Annotated in this window: 26 protein-coding genes and 1 pseudogene; 6 read left to right on the top strand and 21 right to left on the bottom strand. The window is 72.1% G+C overall.

Annotated elements, in window-relative coordinates:
* Positions 1-20: 20 nt before the first annotated feature.
* Positions 21-1,394 carry a HAMP domain-containing sensor histidine kinase gene (locus GTY67_RS18480; RefSeq protein ID WP_237502824.1) on the top strand — a complete coding sequence of 458 codons (1,374 nt, stop codon included), beginning with the start codon at positions 21-23 and terminating at the stop codon, positions 1,392-1,394.
* A 63-nt stretch (positions 1,395-1,457) separates the two neighbouring features.
* Here GTY67_RS18480 and GTY67_RS18475 read toward each other — a convergent pair whose 3' ends face one another.
* Positions 1,458-2,381: a phosphatidylinositol-specific phospholipase C gene (locus GTY67_RS18475; RefSeq protein ID WP_093691032.1), complete on the bottom strand. Its 924-nt coding sequence runs from the start codon at positions 2,379-2,381 to the stop codon at positions 1,458-1,460.
* A gap of 90 nt (positions 2,382-2,471) precedes the next feature.
* Entirely contained in the window at positions 2,472-3,602 is a 1,131-nt protein-coding gene (locus tag GTY67_RS18470) for an alkene reductase (RefSeq protein ID WP_093691030.1), read from the bottom strand.
* A gap of 117 nt (positions 3,603-3,719) precedes the next feature.
* On the opposite strand from GTY67_RS18470, the gene GTY67_RS18465 reads away from it, so the two are divergent.
* Positions 3,720-4,121 (top strand): MerR family transcriptional regulator, encoded by a 402-nt coding sequence (locus GTY67_RS18465; RefSeq protein WP_093691028.1) that lies wholly within the window; start codon positions 3,720-3,722, stop codon positions 4,119-4,121.
* Here the strand turns inward: GTY67_RS18465 and GTY67_RS18460 are convergent.
* The 5 genes and pseudogenes from GTY67_RS18460 to GTY67_RS18440 all read right to left on the bottom strand — a co-directional run.
* A pseudogene (locus GTY67_RS18460) lies at positions 4,097-4,459 on the bottom strand (MerR family transcriptional regulator); the annotation flags it as partial. The gene GTY67_RS18465 and the pseudogene GTY67_RS18460 overlap by 25 nt on opposite strands.
* Positions 4,460-4,577: 118 nt before the next feature.
* Positions 4,578-4,925, bottom strand: coding sequence for a cupin domain-containing protein (locus GTY67_RS18455; RefSeq protein ID WP_161279389.1), 348 nt, complete (start codon positions 4,923-4,925; stop codon positions 4,578-4,580).
* 72 nt (positions 4,926-4,997) lie between these two features.
* Positions 4,998-5,414, bottom strand: a complete 417-nt coding sequence (locus GTY67_RS18450) for a hypothetical protein (RefSeq protein ID WP_237502650.1) — start codon at positions 5,412-5,414, stop codon at positions 4,998-5,000.
* A 288-nt stretch (positions 5,415-5,702) separates the two neighbouring features.
* A complete protein-coding gene (locus GTY67_RS18445) occupies positions 5,703-5,897 on the bottom strand; it encodes a DUF397 domain-containing protein (RefSeq protein WP_161280157.1) in 195 nt (64 codons plus the stop codon).
* A gap of 12 nt (positions 5,898-5,909) precedes the next feature.
* Complete coding sequence (locus tag GTY67_RS18440; protein ID WP_161279388.1) at positions 5,910-6,761, bottom strand: DUF5753 domain-containing protein; 852 nt, start codon at positions 6,759-6,761, stop codon at positions 5,910-5,912.
* Between the two features lie 247 nt (positions 6,762-7,008).
* Here GTY67_RS18440 and GTY67_RS18435 point away from each other — a divergent pair, with 247 nt between their 5' ends.
* Positions 7,009-7,470: an ATP-binding protein gene (locus GTY67_RS18435; RefSeq protein ID WP_161279387.1), complete on the top strand. Its 462-nt coding sequence runs from the start codon at positions 7,009-7,011 to the stop codon at positions 7,468-7,470.
* A 109-nt stretch (positions 7,471-7,579) separates the two neighbouring features.
* Here the strand turns inward: GTY67_RS18435 and GTY67_RS18430 are convergent, their stop codons facing one another.
* The gene (locus tag GTY67_RS18430; protein WP_202461487.1) at positions 7,580-8,713 is read right to left on the bottom strand and encodes an NAD(P)/FAD-dependent oxidoreductase; all 1,134 of its coding nucleotides are present in this window, start codon (positions 8,711-8,713) and stop codon (positions 7,580-7,582) included.
* A gap of 108 nt (positions 8,714-8,821) precedes the next feature.
* On the opposite strand from GTY67_RS18430, the gene GTY67_RS18425 reads away from it, so the two are divergent.
* Positions 8,822-9,508, top strand: coding sequence for a TetR/AcrR family transcriptional regulator C-terminal domain-containing protein (locus GTY67_RS18425; protein WP_093691014.1), 687 nt, complete (start codon positions 8,822-8,824; stop codon positions 9,506-9,508).
* Positions 9,509-9,527: 19 nt separating this feature from the next.
* On the opposite strand, the gene GTY67_RS18420 is transcribed toward GTY67_RS18425, so the two are convergent.
* The 3 genes from GTY67_RS18420 to GTY67_RS18410 all read right to left on the bottom strand — a co-directional run bounded on the left by GTY67_RS18420 (position 9,528) and on the right by GTY67_RS18410 (position 11,980).
* Complete coding sequence (locus tag GTY67_RS18420) at positions 9,528-10,772, bottom strand: hypothetical protein (protein WP_237502649.1); 1,245 nt, start codon at positions 10,770-10,772, stop codon at positions 9,528-9,530.
* Positions 10,773-10,893: 121 nt separating this feature from the next.
* Positions 10,894-11,370 carry a nuclear transport factor 2 family protein gene (locus GTY67_RS18415; protein ID WP_161279386.1) on the bottom strand — a complete coding sequence of 159 codons (477 nt, stop codon included), beginning with the start codon at positions 11,368-11,370 and terminating at the stop codon, positions 10,894-10,896.
* 46 nt (positions 11,371-11,416) lie between these two features.
* Positions 11,417-11,980 (bottom strand): hypothetical protein, encoded by a 564-nt coding sequence (locus GTY67_RS18410; RefSeq protein ID WP_161279385.1) that lies wholly within the window; start codon positions 11,978-11,980, stop codon positions 11,417-11,419.
* Positions 11,981-12,671: 691 nt separating this feature from the next.
* Between GTY67_RS18410 and GTY67_RS18405 the strand changes: the two genes are divergently transcribed.
* Positions 12,672-13,772 carry a MarR family transcriptional regulator gene (locus GTY67_RS18405; RefSeq protein WP_161279384.1) on the top strand — a complete coding sequence of 367 codons (1,101 nt, stop codon included), beginning with the start codon at positions 12,672-12,674 and terminating at the stop codon, positions 13,770-13,772.
* A gap of 168 nt (positions 13,773-13,940) precedes the next feature.
* Here GTY67_RS18405 and GTY67_RS18400 read toward each other — a convergent pair whose 3' ends face one another.
* The 10 genes from GTY67_RS18400 to ssd form a co-directional block, all read right to left on the bottom strand.
* Positions 13,941-15,764 (bottom strand): bifunctional metallophosphatase/5'-nucleotidase, encoded by a 1,824-nt coding sequence (locus GTY67_RS18400; RefSeq protein ID WP_161279383.1) that lies wholly within the window; start codon positions 15,762-15,764, stop codon positions 13,941-13,943.
* A 152-nt stretch (positions 15,765-15,916) separates the two neighbouring features.
* Positions 15,917-16,390 carry a hypothetical protein gene (locus GTY67_RS18395; protein ID WP_161279382.1) on the bottom strand — a complete coding sequence of 158 codons (474 nt, stop codon included), beginning with the start codon at positions 16,388-16,390 and terminating at the stop codon, positions 15,917-15,919.
* Positions 16,391-16,719: 329 nt separating this feature from the next.
* Positions 16,720-17,031, bottom strand: a complete 312-nt coding sequence (locus tag GTY67_RS18390; RefSeq protein ID WP_161279381.1) for a helix-turn-helix transcriptional regulator — start codon at positions 17,029-17,031, stop codon at positions 16,720-16,722.
* Positions 17,032-17,172: 141 nt separating this feature from the next.
* Positions 17,173-17,502 (bottom strand): Rv3654c family TadE-like protein, encoded by a 330-nt coding sequence (locus GTY67_RS35035; protein WP_343238705.1) that lies wholly within the window; start codon positions 17,500-17,502, stop codon positions 17,173-17,175.
* Between the two features lie 137 nt (positions 17,503-17,639).
* Positions 17,640-17,972: a TadE family type IV pilus minor pilin gene (locus tag GTY67_RS18380; protein ID WP_093690209.1), complete on the bottom strand. Its 333-nt coding sequence runs from the start codon at positions 17,970-17,972 to the stop codon at positions 17,640-17,642.
* A gap of 181 nt (positions 17,973-18,153) precedes the next feature.
* Complete coding sequence (locus GTY67_RS18375; protein WP_161280154.1) at positions 18,154-18,417, bottom strand: DUF4244 domain-containing protein; 264 nt, start codon at positions 18,415-18,417, stop codon at positions 18,154-18,156.
* A gap of 108 nt (positions 18,418-18,525) precedes the next feature.
* Positions 18,526-19,521: a type II secretion system F family protein gene (locus GTY67_RS18370; protein ID WP_161279380.1), complete on the bottom strand. Its 996-nt coding sequence runs from the start codon at positions 19,519-19,521 to the stop codon at positions 18,526-18,528.
* Positions 19,518-20,438, bottom strand: coding sequence for a type II secretion system F family protein (locus tag GTY67_RS18365; protein ID WP_161279379.1), 921 nt, complete (start codon positions 20,436-20,438; stop codon positions 19,518-19,520). The genes GTY67_RS18370 and GTY67_RS18365 overlap by 4 nt, the downstream gene beginning before the upstream one ends.
* Entirely contained in the window at positions 20,435-21,583 is a 1,149-nt protein-coding gene (locus tag GTY67_RS18360; RefSeq protein ID WP_161279378.1) for a TadA family conjugal transfer-associated ATPase, read from the bottom strand. Before GTY67_RS18360 ends, GTY67_RS18365 begins: the two co-directional genes overlap by 4 nt.
* On the bottom strand, positions 21,580-22,719 hold the full coding sequence (ssd, locus tag GTY67_RS18355) for a septum site-determining protein Ssd (protein WP_161279377.1): 1,140 nt from the start codon (positions 22,717-22,719) through the stop codon (positions 21,580-21,582). The genes GTY67_RS18360 and ssd overlap by 4 nt, the downstream gene beginning before the upstream one ends.
* Positions 22,720-23,221: 502 nt before the next feature.
* Here ssd and GTY67_RS18350 point away from each other — a divergent pair.
* Positions 23,222-24,067 carry an HAD family hydrolase gene (locus tag GTY67_RS18350; RefSeq protein WP_161279376.1) on the top strand — a complete coding sequence of 282 codons (846 nt, stop codon included), beginning with the start codon at positions 23,222-23,224 and terminating at the stop codon, positions 24,065-24,067.
* Positions 24,068-24,459: the final 392 nt, after the last annotated feature.

Below are 24,459 nucleotides of genomic sequence, written 5' to 3'. Positions count from 1 at the left end.
CGCTGCGCTCCCGGCTCGCGATGCTGGTGGCCACGGCGGTCGCGGTGGCGGTCGCGGCGGTGGCGGTGGCGTGCTGGTTCGTGACCCGGGCGCAGCTGGAGGACCAGCTGGACGACTCGCTGCGCAACGCGAAGATGGACAACGAGCCGATGCGCGATCTGCTGAGCTCGTGCCTGAGCGGCGGGCAGCTGCCGGCCCAGGAGTTCCCGGGCCAGTACACGGTGCAGATCGTCGCGGCGAACGGCAGCTACTGCACGGCCCCGAACACGACGCCCGTCCCCGCCCAGCCGAGCGATGTCGCCGTGGCGGCCGGCCGGCAGGGCGACGCCCTGCACACGACGGCGAACGACGACGGCAAGGACATGCGGGTCTACACCCGCAAGCTGCCGCCGGTGGTCAGCTCCGGCCAGCAGAACAACCAGCTGGCGGTCTCGGTGGCCCGCCCGCTGAGCGAGATCGACGCACCGCTCTCCACGCTCGCCTGGGTCCTCGCCCTGGTCGGCGGCATCGGCGTGGTCGGCGCGGGTGCGGCCGGGCTGTGGGTGGCGAGGTCGGGGCTGCGCCCGGTGGACGAGCTGACCGAGGCCGTCGAACACGTGGCACGTACGGAGGACCTGACCGTACGCATCCCGGTCGACGGCGAGGACGAGATCGCCCGCCTGTCGCACTCCTTCAACTCCATGGCCGCCCAGCTCGCCTCGTCCCGCGACCGCCAGGCCCAGCTGATCGCGGACGCGGGCCATGAGCTGCGCACCCCGCTGACCTCGCTGCGGACCAACGTGGAGCTGCTGGCGCGCAGCGACGAGACGGGCCGGGTGATCCCGCCGGAGGACCGCAAGGCGCTGATGGCCTCGGTGAAGGCGCAGATGACGGAGCTGGCGGCCCTCATCGGCGACCTCCAGGAACTGGCCCGCCCCGACGCCGCCCAGCCCGGCCCGCTCCAGGTGGTGGCCCTGCACGACATCACCCGCACCGCCCTGCAACGCGCCCGCCTGCGCGGCCCCGAGCTGACGATCACCGCCGACCTGGCCCCCTGGTACGTACGGGCCGAACCGGCGGCCCTGGAGCGGGCGATCGTCAACGTCCTGGACAACGCGGTGAAGTTCAGCCCGCCCCGCGCCACGATCGACGTGCACCTGCACCGGGGCGAGCTGACGGTACGGGACCGGGGCCCCGGCATCCCCGCCGAGGAACTCCCCCACGTCTTCGAACGCTTCTGGCGCTCCCCCTCCGCCCGCCAGCTCCCCGGCTCGGGCCTGGGCCTCTCCATCGTGGCCCGCACGATCCAGCAGGCAGGCGGCGAAATCACCCTCCGCCCGGCCCCGGACGAGGGCCCGGGCACGGTGGCGACGATCAGGATGCCGGGGGCGCCTACGCCGCCGCCGGGGATGTGAGGGGCGCATGACGGACTTGGCCGCACGCCGGTGAAGTGAGCCCAGCCCCGGAAGCCCCGCCCGTCACCCCACCGGGTTGTGCCGGATCAGCGACTCCACCAGCCCGCCCCGCTGGTTCGGGTAGTCCAGCGGGACGATGCCGAGCCCGGTCCACCCGGCGGTCTCGGAGCGCTCCAGGAAGGAGTGCACCTGCGGGTTGAGGCGGTCGGCGTTCCAGCGGGGCGGCATCAGGGCGGCGGTGGAGACGTAGTTCATGTAGAACTTGCCCGGCTGCTGGGCCGCCTTGCGGAACTGGGCCTCGATCTTCGGGTACTTGGCGAACGGCTCCGCCATGTAGTCGTCCTGGATGTCGAAGACGGCCGGATCGCCGTAACGCACCCCGGGCAGCCCGCCGTTGTCGGCCAGCAGCACCACCTTGCCCCGCGCCTGCCCGAGCGAGGGCAGGGCCGGGTCCAGCCGGAACAGCGACCGCCACCCCCGCCCGTCGAGGTAGTCGTCGAAGACCGCCCGGAACGCGGCGTCGCTCTCGGACGAATACTCCTGCTTCACCCGCATCAGCACGGTCTCGCTGGGCCGCTCGGCGAGGAAGTCCCGGCAGGCGATGAGGACATCGCCGAACATCATGTTCTGGAACGCGGCCCCGTGATGGATCGCGAACGACCCCCCGGTGATGCGACACCGTACGTCCAGGAAGCGCACCCCACTGGTCAACTGCTGGGCGATCGTGGTGTTCTGGCACTCCGACCACGGCCCGCCGAACCGCGCCCCCGAGTCGTGCGTACCCGGGATCGTGAGCCGCTGGAGCGCCGTGCCGTCGGGCAGGCCGCCCATCCAGTCCTGCGTCCCCCGGACCGCCTTTCGCGTGGCGGCGACGGCGGGGGCGGCCCCGATGACGGCGGTGGCGGAGACGGCGAGGGCGCCGGCCAGGAAGCCGCGGCGCGTGCTCAGGAGACCTGACGTCGCCGGGGAGTCAGGGGTGGTGGACATGGGGGCGCCTCCGGGGGCCGTGGGGGGCAGGCGGGCCCTAGGATTCTGACGCGCACACGTCATATCGGGAAGAGGGCCGCCCCCTCGGCCTCACCCCGCGTGCTGGTACGCCGGATACGTGACGTACCCCGTGTCACCCCCCTGGAAGTAGGTCTCCGGGTCCTCCGCGGCGAGCGGCAGCCCCGCACGCAGCCGTTCGACCAGATCGGGGTTGGCGATGAAGGCCCGCCCGAAGCTGATGAGATCCGCGCCGAGGCCCAGCCACCGGTCCGCGTCCGGGCGTTCGGCCCGCCGCGCCCCCATGGGCAGCACCGGGTTCATGATGAGAGCGCCCGGCCACGCACGCCGCAGGGCCACCAGGATCTCGTCCTCGGCGGTCGCCTCCAGGTGCACGTACGCGGGCTCCAGCCGCGCCAGCTCCCCCAGCAGTACGGCGTAGAGCTCGGGTACGTCCTTCTCCTCGACGCCCCAGAACGTCCCGCCCGGCGAGAGCCGGATCCCGGTCCGCGCCGCACCCACGGCATCGATGGTCGCCTCCACCGCCTCGACGGCGAACCGTACGCGGTTGGCGACGGAACCCCCGTAACGGTCGGTCCGCAGGTTGGCGTTGGAGGAAAGGAACTGGGAGATCAAGTAGCCGTTGGCGCCGTGGAGTTCGACCCCGTCGAAGCCTGCCTCGACGGCCCGGCGGGCGGCCGCCGCGTACGACTGCGCGTGCTCGGGCACCTCGGCGGTCTCCAGGGCGCGCGGCATCGGTGCGGTCTGGGGCCCGCTCGGCGTGAAGACCTCGCCGACGGCCGGTACGGCGGACGGCCCGACCGGTACGAGACCGTTCGTGTCGGGATGCGAGACCCGCCCGCCGTGCATGATCTGCGCGAAGATCCGCCCCCCGTTCGCGTGGACGGCGGCGGTGACCGGCCGCCACGAGGCGACCTGCTCATCGGTGTGCAGCCCCGGCGTGCCCGGGTTCGACTGCCCGATCAGGCTCGGCTGCACACCCTCGCTCACGATGAGCCCGGCGGTGGCCCGCTGGGCGTAGTACGTCGCCATCGACGGGGTCGCGAGCCCACCGGCGGCGGCCCGGACGCGGCTCATGGGGGCCATCACGACCCGGTTGGGAAGGGCGAGGTCACCGAGCCGGTACCCGGTGAAAAGGGTGTCGGACCGGCTGTCGGACTGGGTGTCGGAGTGGGTCTCGAAATCGCTGTCGACAAGGGTCATACCGAACGTCCTCCTCGTTCCGTGGCGCCCGTGAACCGGACACTGCGGCTACGCTAAAACCTGACATCAATGTCAGAGGCAAGCCCGAAGAGGACGAAGACGAGAAGGACGGACAGCATGCGCATCGGGGAGCTCGCGAAGGCGGCCGGCGTCAGCGTCCGGTCCCTGCGCTACTACGAGGAGCAGGGCCTGCTCACCAGTACGCGCAGCCACAGCGGACAGCGCCACTTCCGGGAAGCCGACATCGACCGGGTCGGCTTCATCCAGCGGCTCTACGCCGCCGGCCTGTCCAGCCGCACCGTCATGGAGCTGCTGCCCTGCGTGGACGCCCCGAGCGAGGCGACGTCCGACGCCGCCATGGAACGGATGGAGCAGGAGCGGGAACGGCTCTCCGCCCACATCGAGGAGCTGATCCGCACCCGGGACGCCCTGGACGTGCTGATGGCCACGAACCGGGCCCACCGCAAGACCCTGCGGCGGACCCCGGCCGTGGCTCAGCCCAGCCGTGAGGTGGCGTAGGCCTCGATGGCGTCACGCTGGTACGCGGCCAGGCCCGGCGCGATGGCCTCGTACGCACCGCGCCACCGCTCGTTGTCCACGCAGCACCGTCCGATCGGGCGGAAGACGGTTCCGGCCAGGGCATCAAGCCGGTCCCGCTCGGCGACCAGCCGCCGGTGGTGCCCGCGCAGGGCCTCCACCTCGTCGACCTGCTCGGCCAGGATGCGGCCTATCTCGGGCAGCCCGACGCCCAACTCCCTTAGAACAAGCATCTGTTGCAGGAGCAGGAGCTGGCGCTCCTCGTAGCGGCGGTGGCCGTTGGCCCCGATCCGGGCGGGCGGCAGGCCGATCTCCTCATACCTTCCGCACGAACGCGTTTCCAGGACCGGCTGTCCCGGCCCTGGTCACGACGGTAGGAGCTGCCGCAACGGCAACTGCAAGCACAGACGCTCCCGCGCTTCAGGCGCGTCAGGCACGTCAGGCGCTCATCATCGAGATGCCGAGCATCCGGGCCCCGGTCTCCGTACGCGGCCGGTGCTCGCTCCCCGGCGCGAACACGACGTACGACCCCGGGCCGTGCCGTTCACCGCCGTCGATCACCTCGCCGCTGATGACGAAGTACCGCTCCTCGGTGGGGTGTTCATCGACCTCGGGCCACTCGGTGCCCGCGGCGAAGTCGATCAGCCAGCCCCGGGCGTAGTCGGTGGCGGGCAGCTTGCGGCGCAGGATTCCGGGGGCCACCTCGTGCGGTTCCACGTCCTCGACATGGATGACGGTCTTGAGGGTGTTCTCCGTGCCGGTACTGGCAGATGTCTCGTTGCTCATGACCCCACCCTGTCGCGGAAGGTGGTGTCCGGGCGAGCCTCACACGCGGCACGGGGCCGGGATGTCCGGCGGTCAACGGCCCTGTCGGCAGAGCGCGCACACGCCGCACGGCGCGTCCTCCGCCGACAGCTCCGCCGCCAGGGCCTCCGGTTCGGCGGGCAGCACGAGGTGCGGGCGGACCACCCACTCGCTCCACCCGTCCCCGTGCCGCAACGAGAACCCGCAGGTCCGGCCTCCGTACAGGGCCCCGAGAGCCCGGACCCGGCCCACTCCCTCGGCCCACCCCAGCGCCGGGCGCTGCCCCTCCGGTAACTCGGCGAGCAGGGCCCGCGCCTCGTCGCGGATGCGCTGGATCGCCAGCTCGGGCGTGGCGGCGGAGTACCGCGCGAAGCAGTCGGGCTCGTCCAGGTCCTCCGATGCGTAGGTGGACCGCTCGCACCAGTAGGCGTACGAGGGTGAGTTGGCGGGTTCCGGGACGTGTTCGAGCATGGCGCGGCCTCCTGGGCAGGACACCAGGGGCGCCCCCTGACCACCGCCGGCGTGACGAGCTGCGGAGAGGGGGCGCCCTGGCTCACGGCTCCCCCAACGGGCGCAGACGAAAGGGGAGTTGACCGCCTCGTGGAGGGGCGGCACATCAGGAAGCTAGCGTGTCGTGCGGACGCGTATCAAGTGTTTGACGTCTAACGAGTGATTCTTGTCGAACCAACAAGTGATACAAAAAAGCGAGCGGCCCCCACCTGCGCCGGTGGGAACCGCTCGCCGCCTGAGCGCGAAGGCTCAGGCGAAGTCGTCGAACTCGCCTTCCTTCGCGCCACCCAGGAACGCCCGGAGCTTGGCCCGGGTCGTGCGGACGATCACGTCGGGGTTGTCGCTCTCACGCAGCAGGATCTCGCCGCCGTGCTCGGCCAGCTCCAGGCAGGCGTTACCCTCGGCGTTCGACGACTTCGACGACTTGCGCCACTGAATTTCCACGTGCTTCACGCCTCACACTTGTTGTGCGACCTCACGAATGAAGTCTCTTGACTTGCGCGGATCAAGAGACAGCCCCTCGACCCGATCCATCGCCGCGCGATAGTTCGCCAGACGCGTCTCGGCGTCCAGGAACGCAGGCCCGGCTGCTGTGTCCGTCAGCACGGTATCCAACTGCGGAACGGGTCCGTAGACATACTGCGTCGAGCTTCCGGTCTCCGGAAAGCCGCCGGCGGCGAAGGGGACCACCCGAACGGTGACATTGTCGCGCTCCGACTCGCGCAGCAAGTAGTCCAACTGGCCGCGCGCGACGCCGGAGTCGCCGTACGTCATCCGCAGCGCCGCCTCATGGATGAGGAACGTGCAGGTCGGCGGGTTCTCCCGGTCGAGGACATCCCGGCGCTTGAGCCGATGGGAGAGATGGCGCCTCTGTCGCGCCGGGGCCGGGGGCGGAACGGTCTCCGCGAGCACCGCACGGGCGTAGTCCTCGGTCTGGAGCAGCCCCGGCAGGTGCATGATCTGCACCGCCCTGATACCCACCGCATGATGCTCCAGCTCGGCCAGATCCATCGCCCCGCTGATGAGGTCGTTGCGGTAGTCCTCCCACCAGCCCCGGCCCCGCTCCTCCGCCATCGCGGCGAGTGCTTCCACGTACGCCTCATCAGGGCACGCATAGCCGCCCGCCCAGTTACGGACCCGATCGCCGCTCACACCGAAGCGCCCCGACTCCGTGTTGCTGATGGTGGTGCGCTCCGTACTGAGCAGGGCGGCGGCCTCAGCAAGCGCCAGTCCCGCGCTCTGCCGCATCTTGCGTAGCTCGGCACCTACGCGACGCTGCCGCGCAGTGGGCGCCTTCCTCGGTGGCATCGGCCCCTCCTCTTGTCGCCTCACAGTGTGACCGGCGCCCTCACGGTAATCCATTCGGTCACTTAAGTTGCCATCTGGGTACGACAATTGCGACCCGCCGCTATGGTCGTGCCCAGCACCGCGCCTCACCTCGGCGAATCGAAGTGGGGCTGCACCGGCGCGCGTTGAAGCGTGCACCCGTACAGCCTCACCACGAGCGAGAGACCGCGCACCAGTTCGCAGAACCGGACCGCATGGGGAGACCGACATGCCCGCTGCAACCCCAACTCCCGTACAGCCGAACCCCCTCGGCGGCGAGAGCTACCGCCTCACCCTGCCGAACACCGCCGCCGCGCCCAGAATCGCGCGCGACTTCCTCACCTCGCTGCTGGGTGTCAGCCGCCACCCCTGCCTCGTCGATGACGCCCGCCTCTGCGTCACCGAGCTGGTCACCAACGCCCACTGCCACACCCGTACGCCCCTGATCCGGGTCCACGTGGCCGTCAACCGGAAGCGGGTCACCGTCGCCGTAACGGATGACGGCGGGCCGGTGCACGAGGCGTTCGGCGTGCTCGGGCCCCGCACGGCTGGGCCGGATCAGGAGCACGGCCGGGGGCTCGCCCTCGTGCAGAGCCTGGCGCTGGCGTGGGGGACGGGCAGCGGGGGCGAGCGGCACCCCGGGCGTACGGTCGTCTGGTTCACGCTGGGGCGGCCGGAGTTGACGGCGTGAGCACGGCGGTGCGGCAGGCGCCGGGTTCAGCCGCCGAGCACCGCCGTCGCGGCGGATCGGCGAGCGGCAGGGACAGGCGCAGGGGCAAGGGCAGGGGCAAGGGCAGGCGTCACGCGTCCCGCTCCGAGCCGGTCATCAAGGCCAGCAGGCTGTGGGGCGCGTGGTCGTCGATCATGATCGTGTAGAAGCCGTCGTCGTCCGCCTCCACCGCTGCGGCCCGGGCGAACATCGCCCGCTCGTGGGCGGCGAGGGCGGCCTCCCTGTCGCCGGGGTGCGCGGCGAGGGCCCGGCCGAGTTCGGCGCCGTCCTGCATGGCCAGGTTGGCGCCCTCGCCGTTCGGCGGCCGGAGGTGAGCGGCGTCGCCGAGCAGGGTCACGCCCGGTGTGCGGTCCCAGTGGTGCCCGGCCGGTAGCGAGAAGATGGGACGCAGGGCCGGCGGGGTGTCGCTTTCGCCGACCAGTGCGGTGAGTTCGGGAGCCCAGCCGTCGAACTCCTCCGCGACCCGCGCGGTGAGGGCTGCGGCATCGGCGGCGTCGAGACCGGTGAACCAGTCCTGGTCCTTCCTCAACTGCGCGTACGTATGCAGGGTTCCGGCGCCCTCCCGGTGGGCCAGCAGTCCCCTGCCCGGTGCGAGCGCGAACAGCGATCCGTCCCCGACCGCTGCCGCGGAGGCGGGATGGCGGGTTTCCGCGTCGAAGAGGAACGTCTCCACGCTGCATACGCCGAAATACTCCGGGGTCGCCCCGGACAGCAGCGGCCGCACCCGCGACCACGCGCCGTCGGCCCCGACGAGCAGGTCGGCCTCGGCGGTGGAGCCGTCCGCGAAGTCCACCCGGTGGCGGCCCGCGCCGAGGGACCGTACCGCCGTGACCTTGCGGCCCCAGCGGACGGTGCCGTGGGGCAGGGAGTCGAGGAGGAGACGCCGCAGTTCGCCGCGCGGCACCTCGGGGCGTTCGCCGGTGCCGTCGTCGGGGAGGTCGAGCAGCACGTTCCCGGCCCGGTCCATGACCCGGTACGCCTCGCGGCCCGGCAGGACGAGCTTGCGGAAGTCTTCGTACAGACCGGCGGCCTTCAGTGCCGCCTGCCCGTTGTGGGGGTGGAGGTCCAGCAGCCCGCCCTGGCGACGGGCGTCCGGCGCGGGCTCCGCCTCGTATACCGTGGCCGCGATGCCGTGGACGTGCAGCACGCGGGCCAGCGTCAGGCCGCCCAGACCCGCTCCGATGATGGTGACCGGTGTCATCATGCTTCCTCCTCGCCCCCTTTCGGGGGTGTTCGGACACTTATTGGATTGTCACTCCAATCACGCTAGCACGGAATTGGATCGTCACTCCAACCGTGCGATGATGAAGCCATGGCAAAGAAGGCGGCGACTGGATCCGCGCGAGCCCCACGGCGGAAGGACGGCCTGTCGAGGGAGCGGATCGCACGCGCGGCGATCGAGATCCTGGACTCCGGCGGTGAGAAGGCGCTCACGCTGCGCGAACTGACCGTGCGCCTGGGCACCGGTTACGGCGCGATCTACCACCACGTCGCGGACAAGAGCGACCTGCTCGCGACGGCCACGGACGACGTCATCGCCCGCGTGATGTCCGGCGTCGTCTCCGACGCGGACCCGCGCACCGCCCTGCGCGGCCTCGCCCTGGGCCTGTTCGACGCGGTCGACGCCCACCCCTGGGTCGGGGCGGAACTCTCCCGCCAGCCGTGGCGGCCCGCGCTGCTGGACTTCTACGAGAGCGTCGGGCGCCTCGTGGCCGCCCTGGACGTCCCCGAGAAGGCCCGCTTCGACGCGGCCGGCACGCTCGTGAACTACGTCCTCGGCGTCGCCGCGCAGAACGCCGCGAACGCACGGCTCCTCGCGGGCGGCGACACGGACCGGGAAGCCTTCCTGGAGGACGCCGCCACGCAGTGGGCGCAGATCGACCCCGGCCGCTACCCGTTCGTGCACGCGGCGGCGGAGCAGTTGGGGGAGCATGACGACCGCGAGCAGTTCCTCGTCGGGGTCGACATCTTCCTCGCCGGGATCTCAGCCCTGCGCTAGAGGGACACGGCGATCGGCGTCAGTCGCCGATGGCGGTTGTGCCGGTGGCTTCCCCCCGGCCACCCGGCCGCACAGCCCCCGGCTCCGTACCGTCCGGGGCCTGCGTCACGGCACCGGCCCCGGCCCCGCCCTCCCCGGCCCCGGATCGGCTCCCCGCCGCCCTCAGCGTCACCGCGGCCGCCGCCCCCGCCAGCAGCCCGAACGTCAGAGCAGCAGGGACACCACCCCCGATGCCTGCGGACAGCTGCACCAGCCCCCACCGCATGCCGGAATCGCTCGCGGTCAGGGCCATCTGCGCCAACTGGCTTGCCAGCAGCCCGAGTACGGTCGCGCAGACCGCGCCGAGTGCCATCGCCGGAACCGTGGTCCGGGTGAGCAGGACGGGCAGCCGCCGCAGCGCCCACCACACCACCACGAGCACCAGCGCGTCGGCCACGCGGTACAGGAACCAGTCCCCGGCCGGCCTGCCCGTCGGGCCCGCCCAGGAGCCCAGCAGCAGCCACTGGCGTAGGAGATCGCCCGGCTCGGCGAGCAGGCCGCTGCCCGGGAACGCCGTCTGGAGGGTGGCGGCCACGGGCTGGTACGAGAGGACGACCAGGGACACGGCGATCACCGCCGTCCCGACGGTGGCGGCCAGGCGGGCGGCCGCCGCCGGGGCCGGGGCCTGCGGGAGCGGGCCGGCGCCCTTGGCGGTGACCCGGGCCGCCAGCACGGCGGCCACCGCGGCGACGAGAGCGGCCAGTACCAGGATCTGCCGCCCGCCGGAGGCCATGCCCGCGAGCTGGGGCAGGAAGCGGTAACTGCCGCGCCCGTTCGCCGCGATGAGCCAGGGCGCGGAGACGGCGAGGGCCAGGGTCCCGGCCGCCACGCCCCAGGCCCAGACCGCGAGCAGCGTGGCGGGCACCCGGCCGTTCACCGGCGGGAGCCTGCGGATCAGCAGCAGCGCACCGGGAACGAAGAAGAGCAGGACCGCCACGAACCGGATCTGCATCCCCGTCGTATACAGCGACAGATAGCGGGAGTTGTCGACCGCCGCCCGGTCCTCGCCGATGCCGAACGTCTCGGCGCCGATCCGGACGGAGGCCGGCGGGTCGTACGACCACGGGGTGAGCCAGTATTCGAGTTCGGCGGCGGCCCGCCCACCGAGCACATCGGCGGTGCCCGGCAGGTGGAGCGCCTGGGTGCTCGCCCCCGCCCACCACAGCAGCGCCGTGAGCAGCAGCCCGCCCACCAGTGCCGGTATCGCCGCGCGCCGGTATTCCATGTACGACCCCCGTCTTTCCCGCCCGCACGCGCTCTCGTCCGCCGTGCATCCCCTGCCGGGGGAGACTACGGGGCGCTGATCACATACGGATCACTGTCTGTACATGGTCACGCAAGGCCGTTCAGAGGCTGCCGCTCGTTCCGGCCACGTTCTCGGTGGGCCCGCCGAAGGCCAGGAACAGGGCGCGCCTGCTGAGCAGCCAACGGCCTTCGGCCTTACGGAAGTTGTCCTCGTAGTGGCCCACCTGCGTCGGGGGCCTCGGCGGCAGCATTCCGCCGGAGTGGCCGTCGACGCGGTACGTCGTGAAGTAGGTGGTCGCCGTCGCCGTCGACGCGGAGGTCAGGGTCACCAGGATGTTGGTGCAGATGCGGCGCGACAGCCGGTCGGCGGGGCGGGCCCCGAAGTACCCGCGCAGCGCGTCGCGGCCTTCGATCCTGCGGTCACCCTCGGCCCACTCCCAGACCCCGTCCGGCGTGAACAGCTCGGCGACCCGGGCGGGTTCACCGAGGTCCAGCTCATGGACGAACTGAACGACCAGGCGTTCACAGGCCCGTTCGGCGGTCAGGCGGTCCAGGGGGTCGATCGGTTCATCAGCCATCGCCCCTTCCTATCCGCTCAACAACCCATGGTCGAACGCTTTTTGTCTACGGGCTGACGCTGCGGCCGCAGTCAGGAATCCCGTCGAGTTGCCCGGCCGTCCGGACGCCGTCCCGGGTCCAGTACGACCCCGGGGGCAGGGCAGCTCCCCGTACCTCCGCGATGTCGAACACTTCCGACGCCCCGTACTCGGGGCCGTGGTCGATGGTCACATCGAGGGCCTTGGGCAGCTCGGACGGCTGCCCCGCCGGGCTGGACGCGCGGTAGGCCTCCCCGCCCCAGAGGGGGAGCAGGCCGCCCCGCCCCTCCTCGGTCAGCGGCTGGTCACCACGCCAGACGAGCCGCTCCGCGTCACCGTCCCAGACCTCGACCCGTCGCACCCGGTCCTGCGGGCACTGGCCGACCTTGACGGTGACCGCGTCCCCGTCGATCCGCATCCCCACGAGTCCGGGGCCGGCGGGATCGGAGAGGGCGTGGACGAAGAACGCCCAGAACCCGAGAGCCATCAGAACGACGAGGGCGGACGCGACCGCCAACGCGGTGACGACGACGGTGCGTTCACGCCGCCGCACCGTGTAGTTACGCAGCTCCGTGGCCTCCAGCGGAGGCATGGGCGGCACTTCCCTTCGTCGCATCCGGCGCGCCACCCTCCTCGCACAGGCCACGGGGCGGGCCTTGCCCACAGTTTCGCCACATCGACGACGCCGCGCACGGTGATGTACGTCACCGAAGCGGTCCTGGGGGTCGGGGCTCGGGGGCCGGGGCTCCGGGTCCGGGGCTCGGGGGCCGAGGCTGGGGGCCGGGGGCTCGGAGGCGGGGGCCGGGGGTCGGGGGCCGAGGCTGGGGGCCGGGGGCTCGGAGGCGGGGGCCGGGGGTCGGGGCTCGGGGGTCGAGGGCTGGAGCTCGGAGGCCGAGGCCGGGGGCGGGGGAGGCCGGGACCCGAGCTTCGGTCCCGAGCTTCGGCCCCAGCTGCGGTCCCCAGCTGCGGAAGCGGGCTCCGTTCACGCTTTCGGATGTACGTCGACGGGGCCCGGGCCCGAAGCTCGGGGCTCAAGACCCGGGCGTCGGGACTCGGGCCCCGAGACCCGAGCGCCTTATTTAACCGGCGGGAATGAATGGGGGGTTGGGAAAACCTCCCCACCTGCCCACCCGGTCACAGCTGGGGAAGTATGACTAATCGTGACAGCTTGCGGCGCAGCGTCACGACTGCTTACGGTTCGAGAACCAAACGACCCCGACACGGTGTTCGTCGCACCAGCGCCGGGGTCTGACCGCAAGATCGTTCCCTAGAAAGCCGATCCCGTGGCTACCCAGCACCCTAGCCCCGCCCTGCACGCGCCCGCATCCTCACCCGCGTACCCGATGGCCAAGCCCGGTTACGGCAAACGCTCCGCCCCGGACCAACACCCCCGCACACGCGAGGACTTCGCCCTCCTGCCGACGCGCGAGCGGTACGTGGCCGGGTTCATCGACCACCTCCCCGAGGCGGCCGCGATGAGCGTGAAGGTCCTCGCCCAGCAGCTCCCGCTCTACGGCCAGCAGGCCATCGGCTCCGCCCTGAAGGCCCTGTCGGTCGCCGGACACCTGCGCCGCGTGCGGTGCGCGGTCGGCCGGGAGGGCCAGGTCCGCTGGGTCTCGCGCACGTTCTGGTCCCGCACCGCACGGGACAACGAGTGGTGGAACGCGTTCCTCGCCACCGAGCGGGCCAGTTTCACAGGCGGTACGTCACCCACCCCTGCACCCACGTCGGCGACCGCTCCCCCGCCATCGCCGTGGATGCCTGAGCCGACGCCCGGCCCCGGCCCCGGCCCCGAGCCTGTGCCCCATCGCGAGCCCGCCCCCGGGTCCACACCCGCACCCACCCCCGTACCGCAACAGCGAACCACCACTTCAGCGCCGCCCCCGCCCCCGCACCCGCCCCGGACCTCGCCCCCGGCCTCCTCCCCCGCCTACCTGGTCCTCGCCCAGCTCGGGCAGGTCGACCGCCGCGTCGGCCTCTCCGCCGAGGACTGTGACGCGCTCGAAGGACTCGCCGCCGCCTGGCTCGAACGGGGCGTCACCGCCGACTACGTCGTCCACGCCCTCACCGCCGGGCTACCCAGCACCGTCGATTCACCCGTCGGCTTCGTCCGCCGCCGCCTCGAAAACAAGATCCCGCCCCACCAGCCCACGACGGGCCCCACACAACCGCCGCCATCCGGCGTTCCGGCCCCCCGCCTCCTGGTCGAATGCACCGAGTGCGCCGCCCCCGGCCGCCCCGAGGCCCTGCCCGACGGCCTCTGCCGCCGATGCCGGTCCGGCACCGAGGCCACCGAGGGGCGCACCCGGGACGACGGAATCCCCGTGCAGCGCGACATCGGCACCTACGTCAGCGAGATCCGCGACCGCCTCAAGCTCCCCTGAGCAGCACCCCCTCGCCCCTCCGGCTGCCGGTGACTCGGAACACACTGCCTCGGGTTCACCGCTCGCGAGGAACGAGACCTCTGGGGGCGGGAGTTAGCCGTGGGCCTGCTCGTGGAAGACGTGAGGGGCGGCAGGCCACCGGCCCACCGCCCCTCACCCGCAGGAGACTTACTGCACGATCGTGATGCGGTCCGTCGCCGGCGGGGCCAGCGGGGACGCGGCCGTGGAGTGGGCCGCGAGGTAGGCGTTGAACAGGTCCAGGTCGGACGGGCCGACCAGCTTGTTCGTGCCCTGGCCGAGGGCCGGGAAGCCGTCGCCGCCGCCCGCGAGGAACTCGTTCATCGCGACGCGGTAGGTGCGGGCCGGGTCGATCGCGGCGCCGTTCAGCTTGATGGAGTCGGTGACCACGCGGGCCGCGCCGGTCTTCGTCAGGTCCAGGGTGTAGGTGAGGCCCTTGGAGACCTGGAGGATCTTCGGGCTGGCCTCGTTGGCGCCGCTGACCTGCTGCTGGAGTGCGGCGACCAGCTGGGCGCCGGTCAGGTCGACGACGTTCATCATGTTGGTGAACGGCTGGACGGTGAACGCCTCGCCGTACGTGACGACCCCGTCGCCCTCGCTGCCGGACGCCTTGTGGACCAGGTCCGCGCGGATACCGCCCGGGTTCATGAACGCGACTTCCGCGCCGCCCTTGTCGGCCGGGGCGAGGCCTTCGAGCTGGGCGTCGGCGATGACGTTGCCGAGGGGCTTCTCGGGGGCCGTGGAGCCGCGGCCGTTGATGTCGGCGCTGATCCAGCCCTGCGGCCGGTTGGCGATCGGGGCGGCGAGCTTGTTCCAGCGGTCGATCAGGCTCGTCATGTCGGCGGCCTTGGGCTGGTCCCGGGTCACGACGTGGTTGGCCGACTTCACCGACGTACGGGCGATGTCCTTGGTCCGCAGGTCGTAGGTGAGCGTGGTGTCCGTGTAGAGCTTGCCGAACGAGGCGGCCGAGGTGACCATGCGCGGCTTGCCCGCCGGGTCCGGGACCGTGCAGACGTACGCCTGGTGGGTGTGGCCCGTGACTAGGGCGTCCACCTTCGGCGTGATGCCCTTGGCGATGTCGACGATCGGGCCGGAGATGCCGTCGCCCGCACCGGGGCTGTCGCAGTCGTAGTTGTACGAGGTGGAGGCCGGGGCCCCGCCCTCGTGGATCAGGGCCACGATGGACTTGACGCCCTTGCGGTCCAGCTCACGCGCGTACTTGTTGATCGTCTCGACCTCGTCGTGGAACTTGAGGCCCTTGACCCCGTTCGCGGTGACGATGTCCGGGGTGCCCTCCAGGGTCACGCCGATGAAGCCGATCTTGACGCCGTTCTTCTTCCAGATCGTGTACGGCTTCAGCAGCGGCTTGCCGGTCTTCTCCTTGGTGACGTTGGCCGCCAGGTAGGGGAAGTCCGCGCCCTTGAACTTCTTGCCCTTCTCGTAACAGCCCTCGACCGGGTGACAGCCGCCGTTCTGGAGGCGGGCCAGCTCGGTGGCGCCCTCGTCGAACTCGTGGTTGCCGACCGCCGAGACGTCCAGCTTCAGCTTGTTGAGCGCCTCGATCGTCGGCTCGTCGTGGAAGAGGCCCGACAGCAGCGGACTCGCGCCGACCATGTCACCGCCGGCCGCCGTGACGGAGTACGGGTTGCCCTTGCGCGCGGTGCGCAGCGAGGTCGCCAGGTACTCGACGCCACCGGCCGGGATCGCCTCGACCGTGCCGTCCGCGTGCGTCTTGTTGACCGTACCGGCGGAACCGGCCGGGGGCTCCAGGTTGCCGTGCAGGTCGTTGAAGGACAGCAACTGGACATCTACGGTACGGGGCTTGTGGCCGTGCCCGTTGCCGTGACCGTGCCCGTGGCCCCGGTCATGGGCCCCGGCCGGCATCGCGGCGACGAGCGCACCCACGGTGGCCAGACCGGCCGCGGCGGCGAGCACCCGCCGGGACGCACGGTTCTTCTGCGGAGTCGCTGACATCGGTCCCCTTGTGTGTCAGTCAGTGGTGTCACTTCTGGAATCCTGCGTGCCGCAGCCTAGAGTCAACGCGCGTAGCGCAACAGGTGTTCGGGGTTACGACCTGGTTGCCATCCGGCCAAATGGACCCACCGGGGCGGTTCGAAGCCCTCCTGTCAGACGTACCCCGCCGCCCACAGCGCGGGCCGGACCGAGGCCGCCGCCGCGAGCACGATGTCGTACGCGCGGGGGCGGGAGAGGCGGGCGGCGAAGCGGCCCCACCGGCTGTCCGGGTCGGCCTCGTCGGCGCGGTCCAGCAACCGGTCCCGGCCGTGGTGGATGAGGAAGAGGCCGAGACAGAGGCCCATCGCCAGCAAGGAGACGAAGCCGAGAACGTCGAACACCGGGTGGACGTGGTCGGCGAGGAAGAGGCAGAGCGCGGCAAGAGCGATGCTCACCATGAGACCGCCGCCCCAGACCCCGCACGCAGCCGGGTACGCGACATCGAGGTCCTCGGAGTCGACCTCCTCACCACGGGGGACCCGGAGGCAGACCTCGCGCTCGTCCGCCCGCTCGTCGGGCGACGGGCGGTGACCGGTCAGCACGTTGAGGGGGAGCGCCCAGCGGGCGATGTACCAGGCGATGTCCATGCGATGCGTTCAGCCTTCTGGAGTGAGCGGAAAGAAAGCCGCCCGCGAGGGGACGATCAGCTCGGGCCAGCCGTGGGCCGCGCCCCGCGGCGCACGTTCCTGACCTCGACGGTACGTTTTCGCCGTCGCCGTCGGCCCCCTTCTCAACCGCCCGCTTCAACCGCGGGTTCTCCGGCGGGAGCGCCCCTTACGGGGACCAGGCCGCCATATGCTTGAGATCCACAGCCCGCCTACGATTCCGCCGAGGACGATGAGAAGGAACGGGACCCCATAAGCCTGCCAGCCGGGCGCCGTGACCACGAAGCCAACAAGGACAACGCCGGCAAGGCCTACCCCTGGTGTCGCGAGCACGACGGGTCGTCACACAGCACGTCATGCGCCAGAGCCGACACGATCGCGGCCTGTGTCCGCGTCTCCTGCCCGATCTTGCCCACGATGTTCGCGATGTGCGCCTTGACCGTCCTGTCCGCTATCCCCAGCTCCTGTGCCAACTGCCTGTTGCCCAGGCCCGTACCGAGCAGGAGAAGCACTTCCTTCTCCCGGTCGGTGAGGCTCTCCAGCCGCCATGCGGCGCTCCTGGGATCGTGCCCCGTACCCAGGTATGGACAAGGTGTTTCCACTACCTCGGACCGTGTGGTCATTCCGGCCCTCCCTGATCTCCGCTCCCTCCAGCAGACCCCCGTGGCCTGGTGACGCCAGAGATCGTTTTCTACCGTACCGCCCGCCTCTGACGTCGGCACGGGCCATTACGAGGGGCCCAACACCGCTTCACACACGCGGCATCACTCTTTCAGGAGGGGCTCTTCCGGAGGGGCGGCCCTGGCCCGGACAGTTGGGGAGTAACGCCCGAAGTCCGACCGGGCAACCACGTCGGCGATCTCCCCGTGCACCGCGCAACGGACGAGCACCGCCTTCTGGGCCAAGGCCACCTTCAGCGCCGCCCCGCACGCGGCCTCCGGCCCCTCCAACGCCCGGTCCGCAGCCGCCAGGGCCGCCAAATCCGCCGCGCCACCGGCCCGGTGACGTGCGGTCACGGCCTGCCCCAGCTCAAGCACGAGAGCGAACACCGCGCACAGGGTCACCGTGGTGACAGCCACCCACACCGTCGCCACCCCTCGGTCCCCTTCCCGAGGCCGCCCTCCATCCGGCCACCCACCCCGGGCCCGGACCCGGAGCCCAAGCCGGAACCGGTCCCAGACTTCCTCCCCGCGACGTTCCCAACGCCCGCAGGCCTCGGGGCTCATCGGCTTCACGGCACCGCACCTCCCACCGTGTCCTCGGCCAGGGCAGCCGCCTCGGCCCGCAGCGTCAGCGCCAGGGCCGCCGGGCCCGGAGTCGGCGCCTCCACCGTTACGCGCCACATCTCCCCGGCCCTCCCCACCGCGACCCGGGCCCCACCGGGCGCGGCATCGCGTGCGGCCGCCAGCACCGCCGCCTCCGGTTCCGAACGGGCCACGGCCCGGGCCCCCGCCCGCGCCGCGTCCACGCACCGGATCTGGGCCGAGGCCGCCGCCAACGCCCAGAGCAGCGCCATGGCGAAGGCCACCAGCACCGGAATGACCACGGCCGCCTCCGCCGTCACCGCCCCGCGATCCCGGAGCCCCCACGTTCTCCGGCGCCGGGCCCCGGCCTCGGAACCGCTGCTCCAATGCCGGACCCCTACCTCAGAACCGCTGCTCCGAGGGCGGACCCCGGTCTCAGGACCCCTGCTCCGGTGTCCGGCCTCGGTCTCAGAGCCCCCGCTCCGGTGTCCGGCCCTGGTCTCAGAACTTCGCATCGAGGGCGCTCTCGATCATGGACTGCATCGCCGACATCACCGGCCCACTGTTGACCACCTTGTAGAGCACCGCGGCGAAGGCGCACGCGGCGATGGTGCCCACCGCGTATTCGGAAGTGGTCATCCCGCAGTCGGACGACCGGCCCGGCCGTCCCGACCACCGTGCGAACCATGTGGCCGACCGACTCGGCAACCACTTCGGCAGCCGCCCACGGCGGAGCTCGCCCACCACGCCTCCTTCCTGTGCCATCTGCTCCGTCAGTTCTTCGAACTTCTTGTTCATGTCGTCCCCCGATGGGCGTCGATCGATAGCGAGCAGGCGTCCGAACGGAGCGCCCGTGAGTGAAAGCCGGGTCGGCTAACCCGTCGCCAGCAGTCCGCCGGCCAGGCCGATGATCACCGGCGCCACCCCTACCGCCAGGAAGGCGGGAAGGAAGCACAGCCCGACCGGCGCGGTGATCAGGACCCCGGCCCGCTGGGCACGGGCCACAGCGGCACCGGCCTGCTCGGCACGCATGGCCTCGGCCAGCCTGGAGACCGGCTCCGCCGCCGGGGCCCCGGTCGATCCGGCCCGATGCAGGCAGCGGGCCAGCGGTCCGGCGCCCGGTATCTCGCCGAGCCGGCCCCACGCCTCGGCGGGCTCCCCGCCGAGGCGGATCTCGGCAGCGGCCCCGGCCAGCCGGTCGCCGACCGGGCCACCGATGGACTCGCCGACCGCCTCCGCCGCCTCGCGGGGCCCGGCACCCACGGCCACGCAGGCCGCCAGCAGGTCGGCGGCCAGAGGAAGCTGCCCGGCGATCGCGGCCCGCGCCTCACGGCTCTCGCCCGGACCGGGCCGGGGTCGGGAACGCTGCCAGCGCCATGTCCCGTACGCCACGGCCGAGCCGACGGCAAACCCCATCAGACCGCCGATCAGGATCCACCCGGACAGCCAGGCCCCCGCCGGAGCAGCCCACCACATGACGTCGGCGCAAGCCCCAGCAGCGCCGACACTGCTCCTGGCACTGGTACCGGCACCGGCACTGCCACCGGCGCTGGCACTGCCCCTGGCGCCGGTACCGCTGACCGCCCCGACACCACCACGCGTTCGGACACCGCCACCCGGCCCAGCGCCCCCACCCGTCCGGACCCCGCCCCCGGTCCACGTGAGGCTGTCCGTCCAGGCCCGCACAACCGCCCTCCGGGACCACCAGCCGACCCCCACGGCCGGTGCAGCCTCCGGCAGCAGTGCGCCCCGGCCACGCACCGCTCGTCTCCGGCGCCCCGCGGCCACACCCAGTACCAGCTGCACCGCGACACCCGACAACGCCACCAGCATCCCCAGGCTGTGGAGAACTTCTCCCGACACGCTCATGGAGCCTCCCCTCCCCGCACGATCCGGCAGGCCCAGAAGAGTCCTGCCGCTTCCAGAAATCCCCCCACCGCCAGGCAGAACAGCCCGCCGGGCGTGTGCAGGAGCACCCGCAGCGGATCCGCTCCGAGCGCGGCGCCCAGTCCCAGCCCCGCCACCGGCAGCAGCGCCAGGACCACGACGGTCGACCAGGCCCCCGCCAACTGGGCTCGCAACTCCTCCCGTCTGCGCCGGTCAGCCCGCAACGCCCTCTCCAGGCGGTCCAGGCCGGCCGCGAGACCGGCCCCGCCGTCCACGGCCACCCGCCAGCACGCGGCCATCCCGGACAGGCCCGCCAGCCCCGGCCCGTCCGCCGCCTGCCGCAACGCGGCGGGCACATCGCCCCCGAAGCGCGCGGCCGCGAGCACGGCGGCCTCCGCGTCCCCGAGCCAAGAACCACCCCCGCCGCTCGGTCCGCCCCTGCCCCGTGGCTCCCCATCCGCCGCGCACTCCCGCAGCCCGGCCAACAGGGCCTGGCCCGGCTCCTGTCCGGCCCGCAGCTCCCCCACCACGGCCCCGCACAACGCAGCCACCATGTCCGCCGCCCGCTCGCACTGCCGCCGCCTGGCACGACCGCGCAGCCACCGGCGTACCAAAGGCACCGCCACGGCTCCGGCGGCCAGCGGCAGCACCGAGGCCCCCAGCACGGCCAGCAGCACCGCCACCGGAACGCACCACCACTCGCGCCGCTCCACGGCCAGCTCGCGGGCCTTGACCAGCCACGACCACCCGCGCCACGCCCGCCATGGCTCAACCGGCCCGTCCACGAACAGGACCCGAGCCCGCCGAACCCCGGGCTCCCGCATCGCAACCAGCCACACCGCCGCGCCCAGGCAGAGGGCCGCCGCATGCGCCGCATGACCCGCCGCCACCTCCGTCACAGCGCACCCCCGATCAGCGACTCCAGCCGTGCCCAGCCCCGCTCCGGGACGAACCCGTCGGCACCCCAGCTCAGGGCCGGCACCGTGAACACCAGACCGGCCGCGTCCCGCTCCAGCACGTGCACGTCGGCGATACGACGGCGTCCGGCCCGGTCCCGTACGAGATGGACCACCACCGAGAGCGCGGCCGCCAACTGGCTGTGCAGAGCGGTCCGGTCCAGCCCTGCGGCGGTCCCCAGAGCCTCCAGCCGGGCGGGAACATGCTCGGCGGCGTTCGCGTGGACCGTGCCGCAGCCACCTTCATGACCGGTGTTCAGGGCGGCCAGCAGTTCCGTCACTTCAACCCCTCTGACCTCACCCACCACCAGCCGGTCGGGCCGCATCCGCAGGGCCTGGCGCACCAGGTCGCGCAAGGTCACCCGCCCCGCGCCCTCCTGGTTGGCAGGGCGGGACTCCAGGCGCACCACGTGGGGGTGATCGGGGCGCAGTTCGGCGGAGTCCTCGGCGAGGACGATCCGTTCGTCCGCGCCGACGGCGCCCAGCAGGCTGGCGAGGAGGGTCGTCTTGCCCGCCCCGGTACCTCCGCTGATCAGGTAGGAGAGGCGGGCCTCCACCATGGCCCGCAGGACCCGGTCGCCACCCGGCGGCACCGTCCCGGCCGCCACCAGCTCCGCCAGCGAGAAGGCGCGCGGGCGCACCACCCGCAGGGAGAGGCAGGTCGAACCGACGGAGACCGGGGGCAGCACGGCGTGCATACGCGTGCCGTCCGGCAGCCGCGCGTCCACCCACGGCCGGGCGTCGTCCAGCCGCCTGCCCGCGACGGCGGCGAGCCGCTGGGCCAGCCGCCGCACCGCCGCCGCGTCCGGGAAGGTGATCCCCGTCAGCTGGAGCCCGCCGCCCCGGTCCACCCACACCCGATCGGGCGCCGACACCAGCACATCGGTCACCTCGGGGTCCGCGAGCAGCGGCTCCAGGACGCCCGTCCCGACGAGCTCACCGCGCAGCTCGGCCGCGGCCCCGAGCACCTCGGTGTCGCCCAGCAGCCGCCCCTGGGCCCGGAGTGCTGCCGCCACTCCGGCAGGTGTGGGCGCGTCACCGCTGCGCGCCAGCCGTTGACGTACGGCATCCAGCAGCGCATCGGTCATGGTGCGCCTCCCCCGGCCGGAGCCGCGGCGGAGCCCGGATCCCCCGTTGCCGCGGCCGCCTGCTCCCAGAACTCCGCGCAGAAGCGGGCCAGCGGGCTGCGGGCGCTGCCGCCGGGCGGCGCTCCGGTGTCCTGGGCGGCCAGGAGGCCGGGTTCCTGGGGCAGTTCGCCGACGAGCGGCAGGCCGATGGCCTGGGCGACCCAGCTCTCGTCCAGACCCGCCGCGTACGGCCCCCGGGCCACCACCCGCACGTCGTCCAGCACCATGCGAACCGTGGACGCCACGCGCTTGGCCGCCGCGACCGCCCTCAGCTCGCCCGGCACCACGAGCAGGCCGAGGTCGATCTGGGCCAGGGCTTCCGCGACGCCCTCGTCCATCCGGCGCGGCAGATCCACGACCGCCACCCCGCCGAGCCGGCGCGCGGCGGCCAGGACCGCCTGCACGGCCTGCGGCGCGATGGCCACCTCGTCGTCACGGCCCCAGCTCAGCACCCGCAGTCCGTGGAGCGCGGGCAGGGAGTCCTCCAGAGCCCCACCACCGAGGCGGCCCTTCGAGTGGGCGAAATCCGGCCACCGCATGCCCTCGGCCCGTTCCCCGCCGAGCAGGACGTCGATTCCTCCGCCCAGCGGGTCCGCGTCGATCAGCATCGTCCGCCGGCCGGACCTCGCCGCGCTGACGGCGAGGGCGCAGGCCAGCGTCGATGCGCCGGAGCCGCCCCTCCCGCCGATCACCCCGACGGTGAGCGCCGGCCTGCCGACGCCTTCGGCCGCATTGGCGATCTGGTCGACGAGCCAGCCCTCCGAGTCCGGCAGCCGCAGCACGTATTCGGCCCCGATCTCGACGGCCCGCCGCCAGACGTCCGGGTCGTCCTGGTCCCGCCCGACCAGCATCACCCCCCGCCTGCGGGTGGCCCCGCGGCACCGCGCGGCCGCGTCGTCGCCCACCAGGACCATCGGAGCCTGCTCCCAGCCGCCCCGTCGCCCGGGCGGCCCGTGATGCACCTCCGGCTCCGCCCCGGCCGCCGCGCAGAGCCGCAGCAGGTCATCCAGCAGCTCCACGTCCTCCGTCACGATCAGCGGTCCGCCACGTCGCCCTTCGGCAACCGTCAGCCCTTCCCGCGTGAGGGATCCAGCCACGATCTCCGCCCCCTTCTCACTGCCCCTTCAGTGCGGTTCGCGGCGATCTCGGAGCGTTTCCGAGATGCGCGATTCCGGTACCCGCGGACTTCGCGGGAGGAATCAACGTGCAGCACCTCGGAAAAACATGTGGATCTTGCTCGAAAACTGTGGACAACTTCGGCGTTGTGAATATCTCCGTCACCCGAACCAGCGACTTCCGGAGCGCAGCCTCGCTGCTACACACTGTGACGAGACGGGGGTCGCGTCGACACCTCGCACGAACGGGCCCCACGGGGCCGGGGAGGGAGGGAAGCGCTGGGCCCGGGCGTCAGAAATGCATCCGGACATGCGACGACCCCCGCCGGGGGGGAGAGCGGGGGTCGTCCCCACGGCCGACTCGGGGGGGAGGAGCCGGACCGGGGTTAGCACGGTCGCGAACGATCCGTGACTTCCATGGTGTACCCGAGGGCCTTCTCAGGCAAACCCACGCGCCGGATTTTACGCCGAATGGCGGCCCCCTATGCTCAACGTTGTGGAAAACTGCTTCTCGCCGCGCACAGCAGCCTTCTTTGACCTGGACAAGACGGTCATTGCGAAGTCATCAACGCTGACCTTCAGCAAGTCCTTCTACCAAGGCGGGCTGATCAACCGCCGCGCCGTACTGCGCACCGCGTACACACAGTTCGTGTTCCTGGCCGGGGGCGCCGATCACGAGCAGATGGAGAAGATGCGTGCCTACCTCTCCGCCCTCTGCAAGGGATGGAACGTCCAGCAGGTCAAGGAGATCGTCGCCGAGACCCTGCACGACCTGATCGACCCGATCATCTACGACGAGGCGGCCACCCTCATCGAGGAACACCACACGGCCGGCCGCGACGTGGTCATCGTCTCGACCTCCGGCGCGGAGGTCGTCGAACCGATCGGCGAGCTGCTGGGCGCCGACCGTGTCGTCGCCACGCGCATGGTCGTCGGCGACGACGGGTGCTTCACGGGAGAAATCGAGTACTACGCCTACGGGCCGACCAAGGCGGAGGCGGTGAGGGCGCTCGCCGTCTCGGAGGGGTACGACCTTTCGCGCTGCTACGCCTACAGCGACTCGGCGACCGACGTACCGATGCTGGAAGCGGTCGGCCACCCGCACGCGGTCAACCCCGATCGCGCGCTGCGCCGCGAAGCCACCCTTCGCGAGTGGCCGATTCTCGTCTTCAACCGTCCGGTCCGGCTGAAGCAGCGGCTGCCCGCCTTCTCGATGCCGCCGCGTCCGGCACTCGTGGCCGCCGCCGCGGTCGGAGCCGCAGCCGTCACCGCCGGACTCGTCTGGTACGCCAGCCGTCGGCGCGCTGCCGGGGCGGCACTGCCCGGCTGAGCCGCCCCGCGGCCTGAGCCGAGCCGCGACCGAGGGGGACGGGGTGCACCCGAGCCGAGGCGGGTGCACCCACGACACCTCACCCATGGATGCCACCGCACCCACGGATACCGGCGCCCGATTCGCCCATGATTGAACATAAAAGTAAAGAAGTGGGGCCAGGGCTTTCCCTTCCCTTGGACCTGGAGTACAAAGGAGTCAACGGCCCGCGAGACCAAGGACATCCGTGAGGATGACCTGTAACGCAGTGACGGCCCCACGGACCGCGCACGAAAGCCGAGCACCCACGCGACGTCGACCCGTCGATTACGGGCCAGCCGCACCAGGTGACGGGCAAAGTACCCGACCTGATGGGCAATTTACGAGGACGCTTGGTAACTGGGCGGACGTGC

Origin of the sequence: Streptomyces sp. SID8374, assembly GCF_009865135.1 — a bacterium.
Classification (GTDB): Bacteria; Actinomycetota; Actinomycetes; order Streptomycetales; family Streptomycetaceae; genus Streptomyces.
Note: the sequence above shows the minus strand (reverse complement) of the source record. Positions and strands in the feature narration are given on the sequence as shown.

Coding starts and splice junctions, on each gene's coding strand:
- GTY67_RS18480 (WP_237502824.1), top strand. CDS start 21: ATGCTGGTGGCCACGGCGGTCGCGGTGGCGGTCGCGGCGGTGGCGGTG.
- GTY67_RS18475 (WP_093691032.1), bottom strand. CDS start 2,381: ATGTCCACCACCCCTGACTCCCCGGCGACGTCAGGTCTCCTGAGCACG.
- GTY67_RS18470 (WP_093691030.1), bottom strand. CDS start 3,602: ATGACCCTTGTCGACAGCGATTTCGAGACCCACTCCGACACCCAGTCC.
- GTY67_RS18465 (WP_093691028.1), top strand. CDS start 3,720: ATGCGCATCGGGGAGCTCGCGAAGGCGGCCGGCGTCAGCGTCCGGTCC.
- GTY67_RS18455 (WP_161279389.1), bottom strand. CDS start 4,925: ATGAGCAACGAGACATCTGCCAGTACCGGCACGGAGAACACCCTCAAG.
- GTY67_RS18450 (WP_237502650.1), bottom strand. CDS start 5,414: ATGCTCGAACACGTCCCGGAACCCGCCAACTCACCCTCGTACGCCTAC.
- GTY67_RS18440 (WP_161279388.1), bottom strand. CDS start 6,761: ATGCCACCGAGGAAGGCGCCCACTGCGCGGCAGCGTCGCGTAGGTGCC.
- GTY67_RS18435 (WP_161279387.1), top strand. CDS start 7,009: ATGCCCGCTGCAACCCCAACTCCCGTACAGCCGAACCCCCTCGGCGGC.
- GTY67_RS18430 (WP_202461487.1), bottom strand. CDS start 8,713: ATGATGACACCGGTCACCATCATCGGAGCGGGTCTGGGCGGCCTGACG.
- GTY67_RS18425 (WP_093691014.1), top strand. CDS start 8,822: ATGGCAAAGAAGGCGGCGACTGGATCCGCGCGAGCCCCACGGCGGAAG.
- GTY67_RS18420 (WP_237502649.1), bottom strand. CDS start 10,772: ATGGAATACCGGCGCGCGGCGATACCGGCACTGGTGGGCGGGCTGCTG.
- GTY67_RS18415 (WP_161279386.1), bottom strand. CDS start 11,370: ATGGCTGATGAACCGATCGACCCCCTGGACCGCCTGACCGCCGAACGG.
- GTY67_RS18410 (WP_161279385.1), bottom strand. CDS start 11,980: ATGCCTCCGCTGGAGGCCACGGAGCTGCGTAACTACACGGTGCGGCGG.
- GTY67_RS18400 (WP_161279383.1), bottom strand. CDS start 15,764: ATGTCAGCGACTCCGCAGAAGAACCGTGCGTCCCGGCGGGTGCTCGCC.
- GTY67_RS18395 (WP_161279382.1), bottom strand. CDS start 16,390: ATGGACATCGCCTGGTACATCGCCCGCTGGGCGCTCCCCCTCAACGTG.
- GTY67_RS18390 (WP_161279381.1), bottom strand. CDS start 17,031: ATGACCACACGGTCCGAGGTAGTGGAAACACCTTGTCCATACCTGGGT.
- GTY67_RS18375 (WP_161280154.1), bottom strand. CDS start 18,417: ATGGCACAGGAAGGAGGCGTGGTGGGCGAGCTCCGCCGTGGGCGGCTG.
- GTY67_RS18370 (WP_161279380.1), bottom strand. CDS start 19,521: ATGAGCGTGTCGGGAGAAGTTCTCCACAGCCTGGGGATGCTGGTGGCG.
- GTY67_RS18360 (WP_161279378.1), bottom strand. CDS start 21,583: ATGACCGATGCGCTGCTGGATGCCGTACGTCAACGGCTGGCGCGCAGC.
- GTY67_RS18350 (WP_161279376.1), top strand. CDS start 23,222: ATGCTCAACGTTGTGGAAAACTGCTTCTCGCCGCGCACAGCAGCCTTC.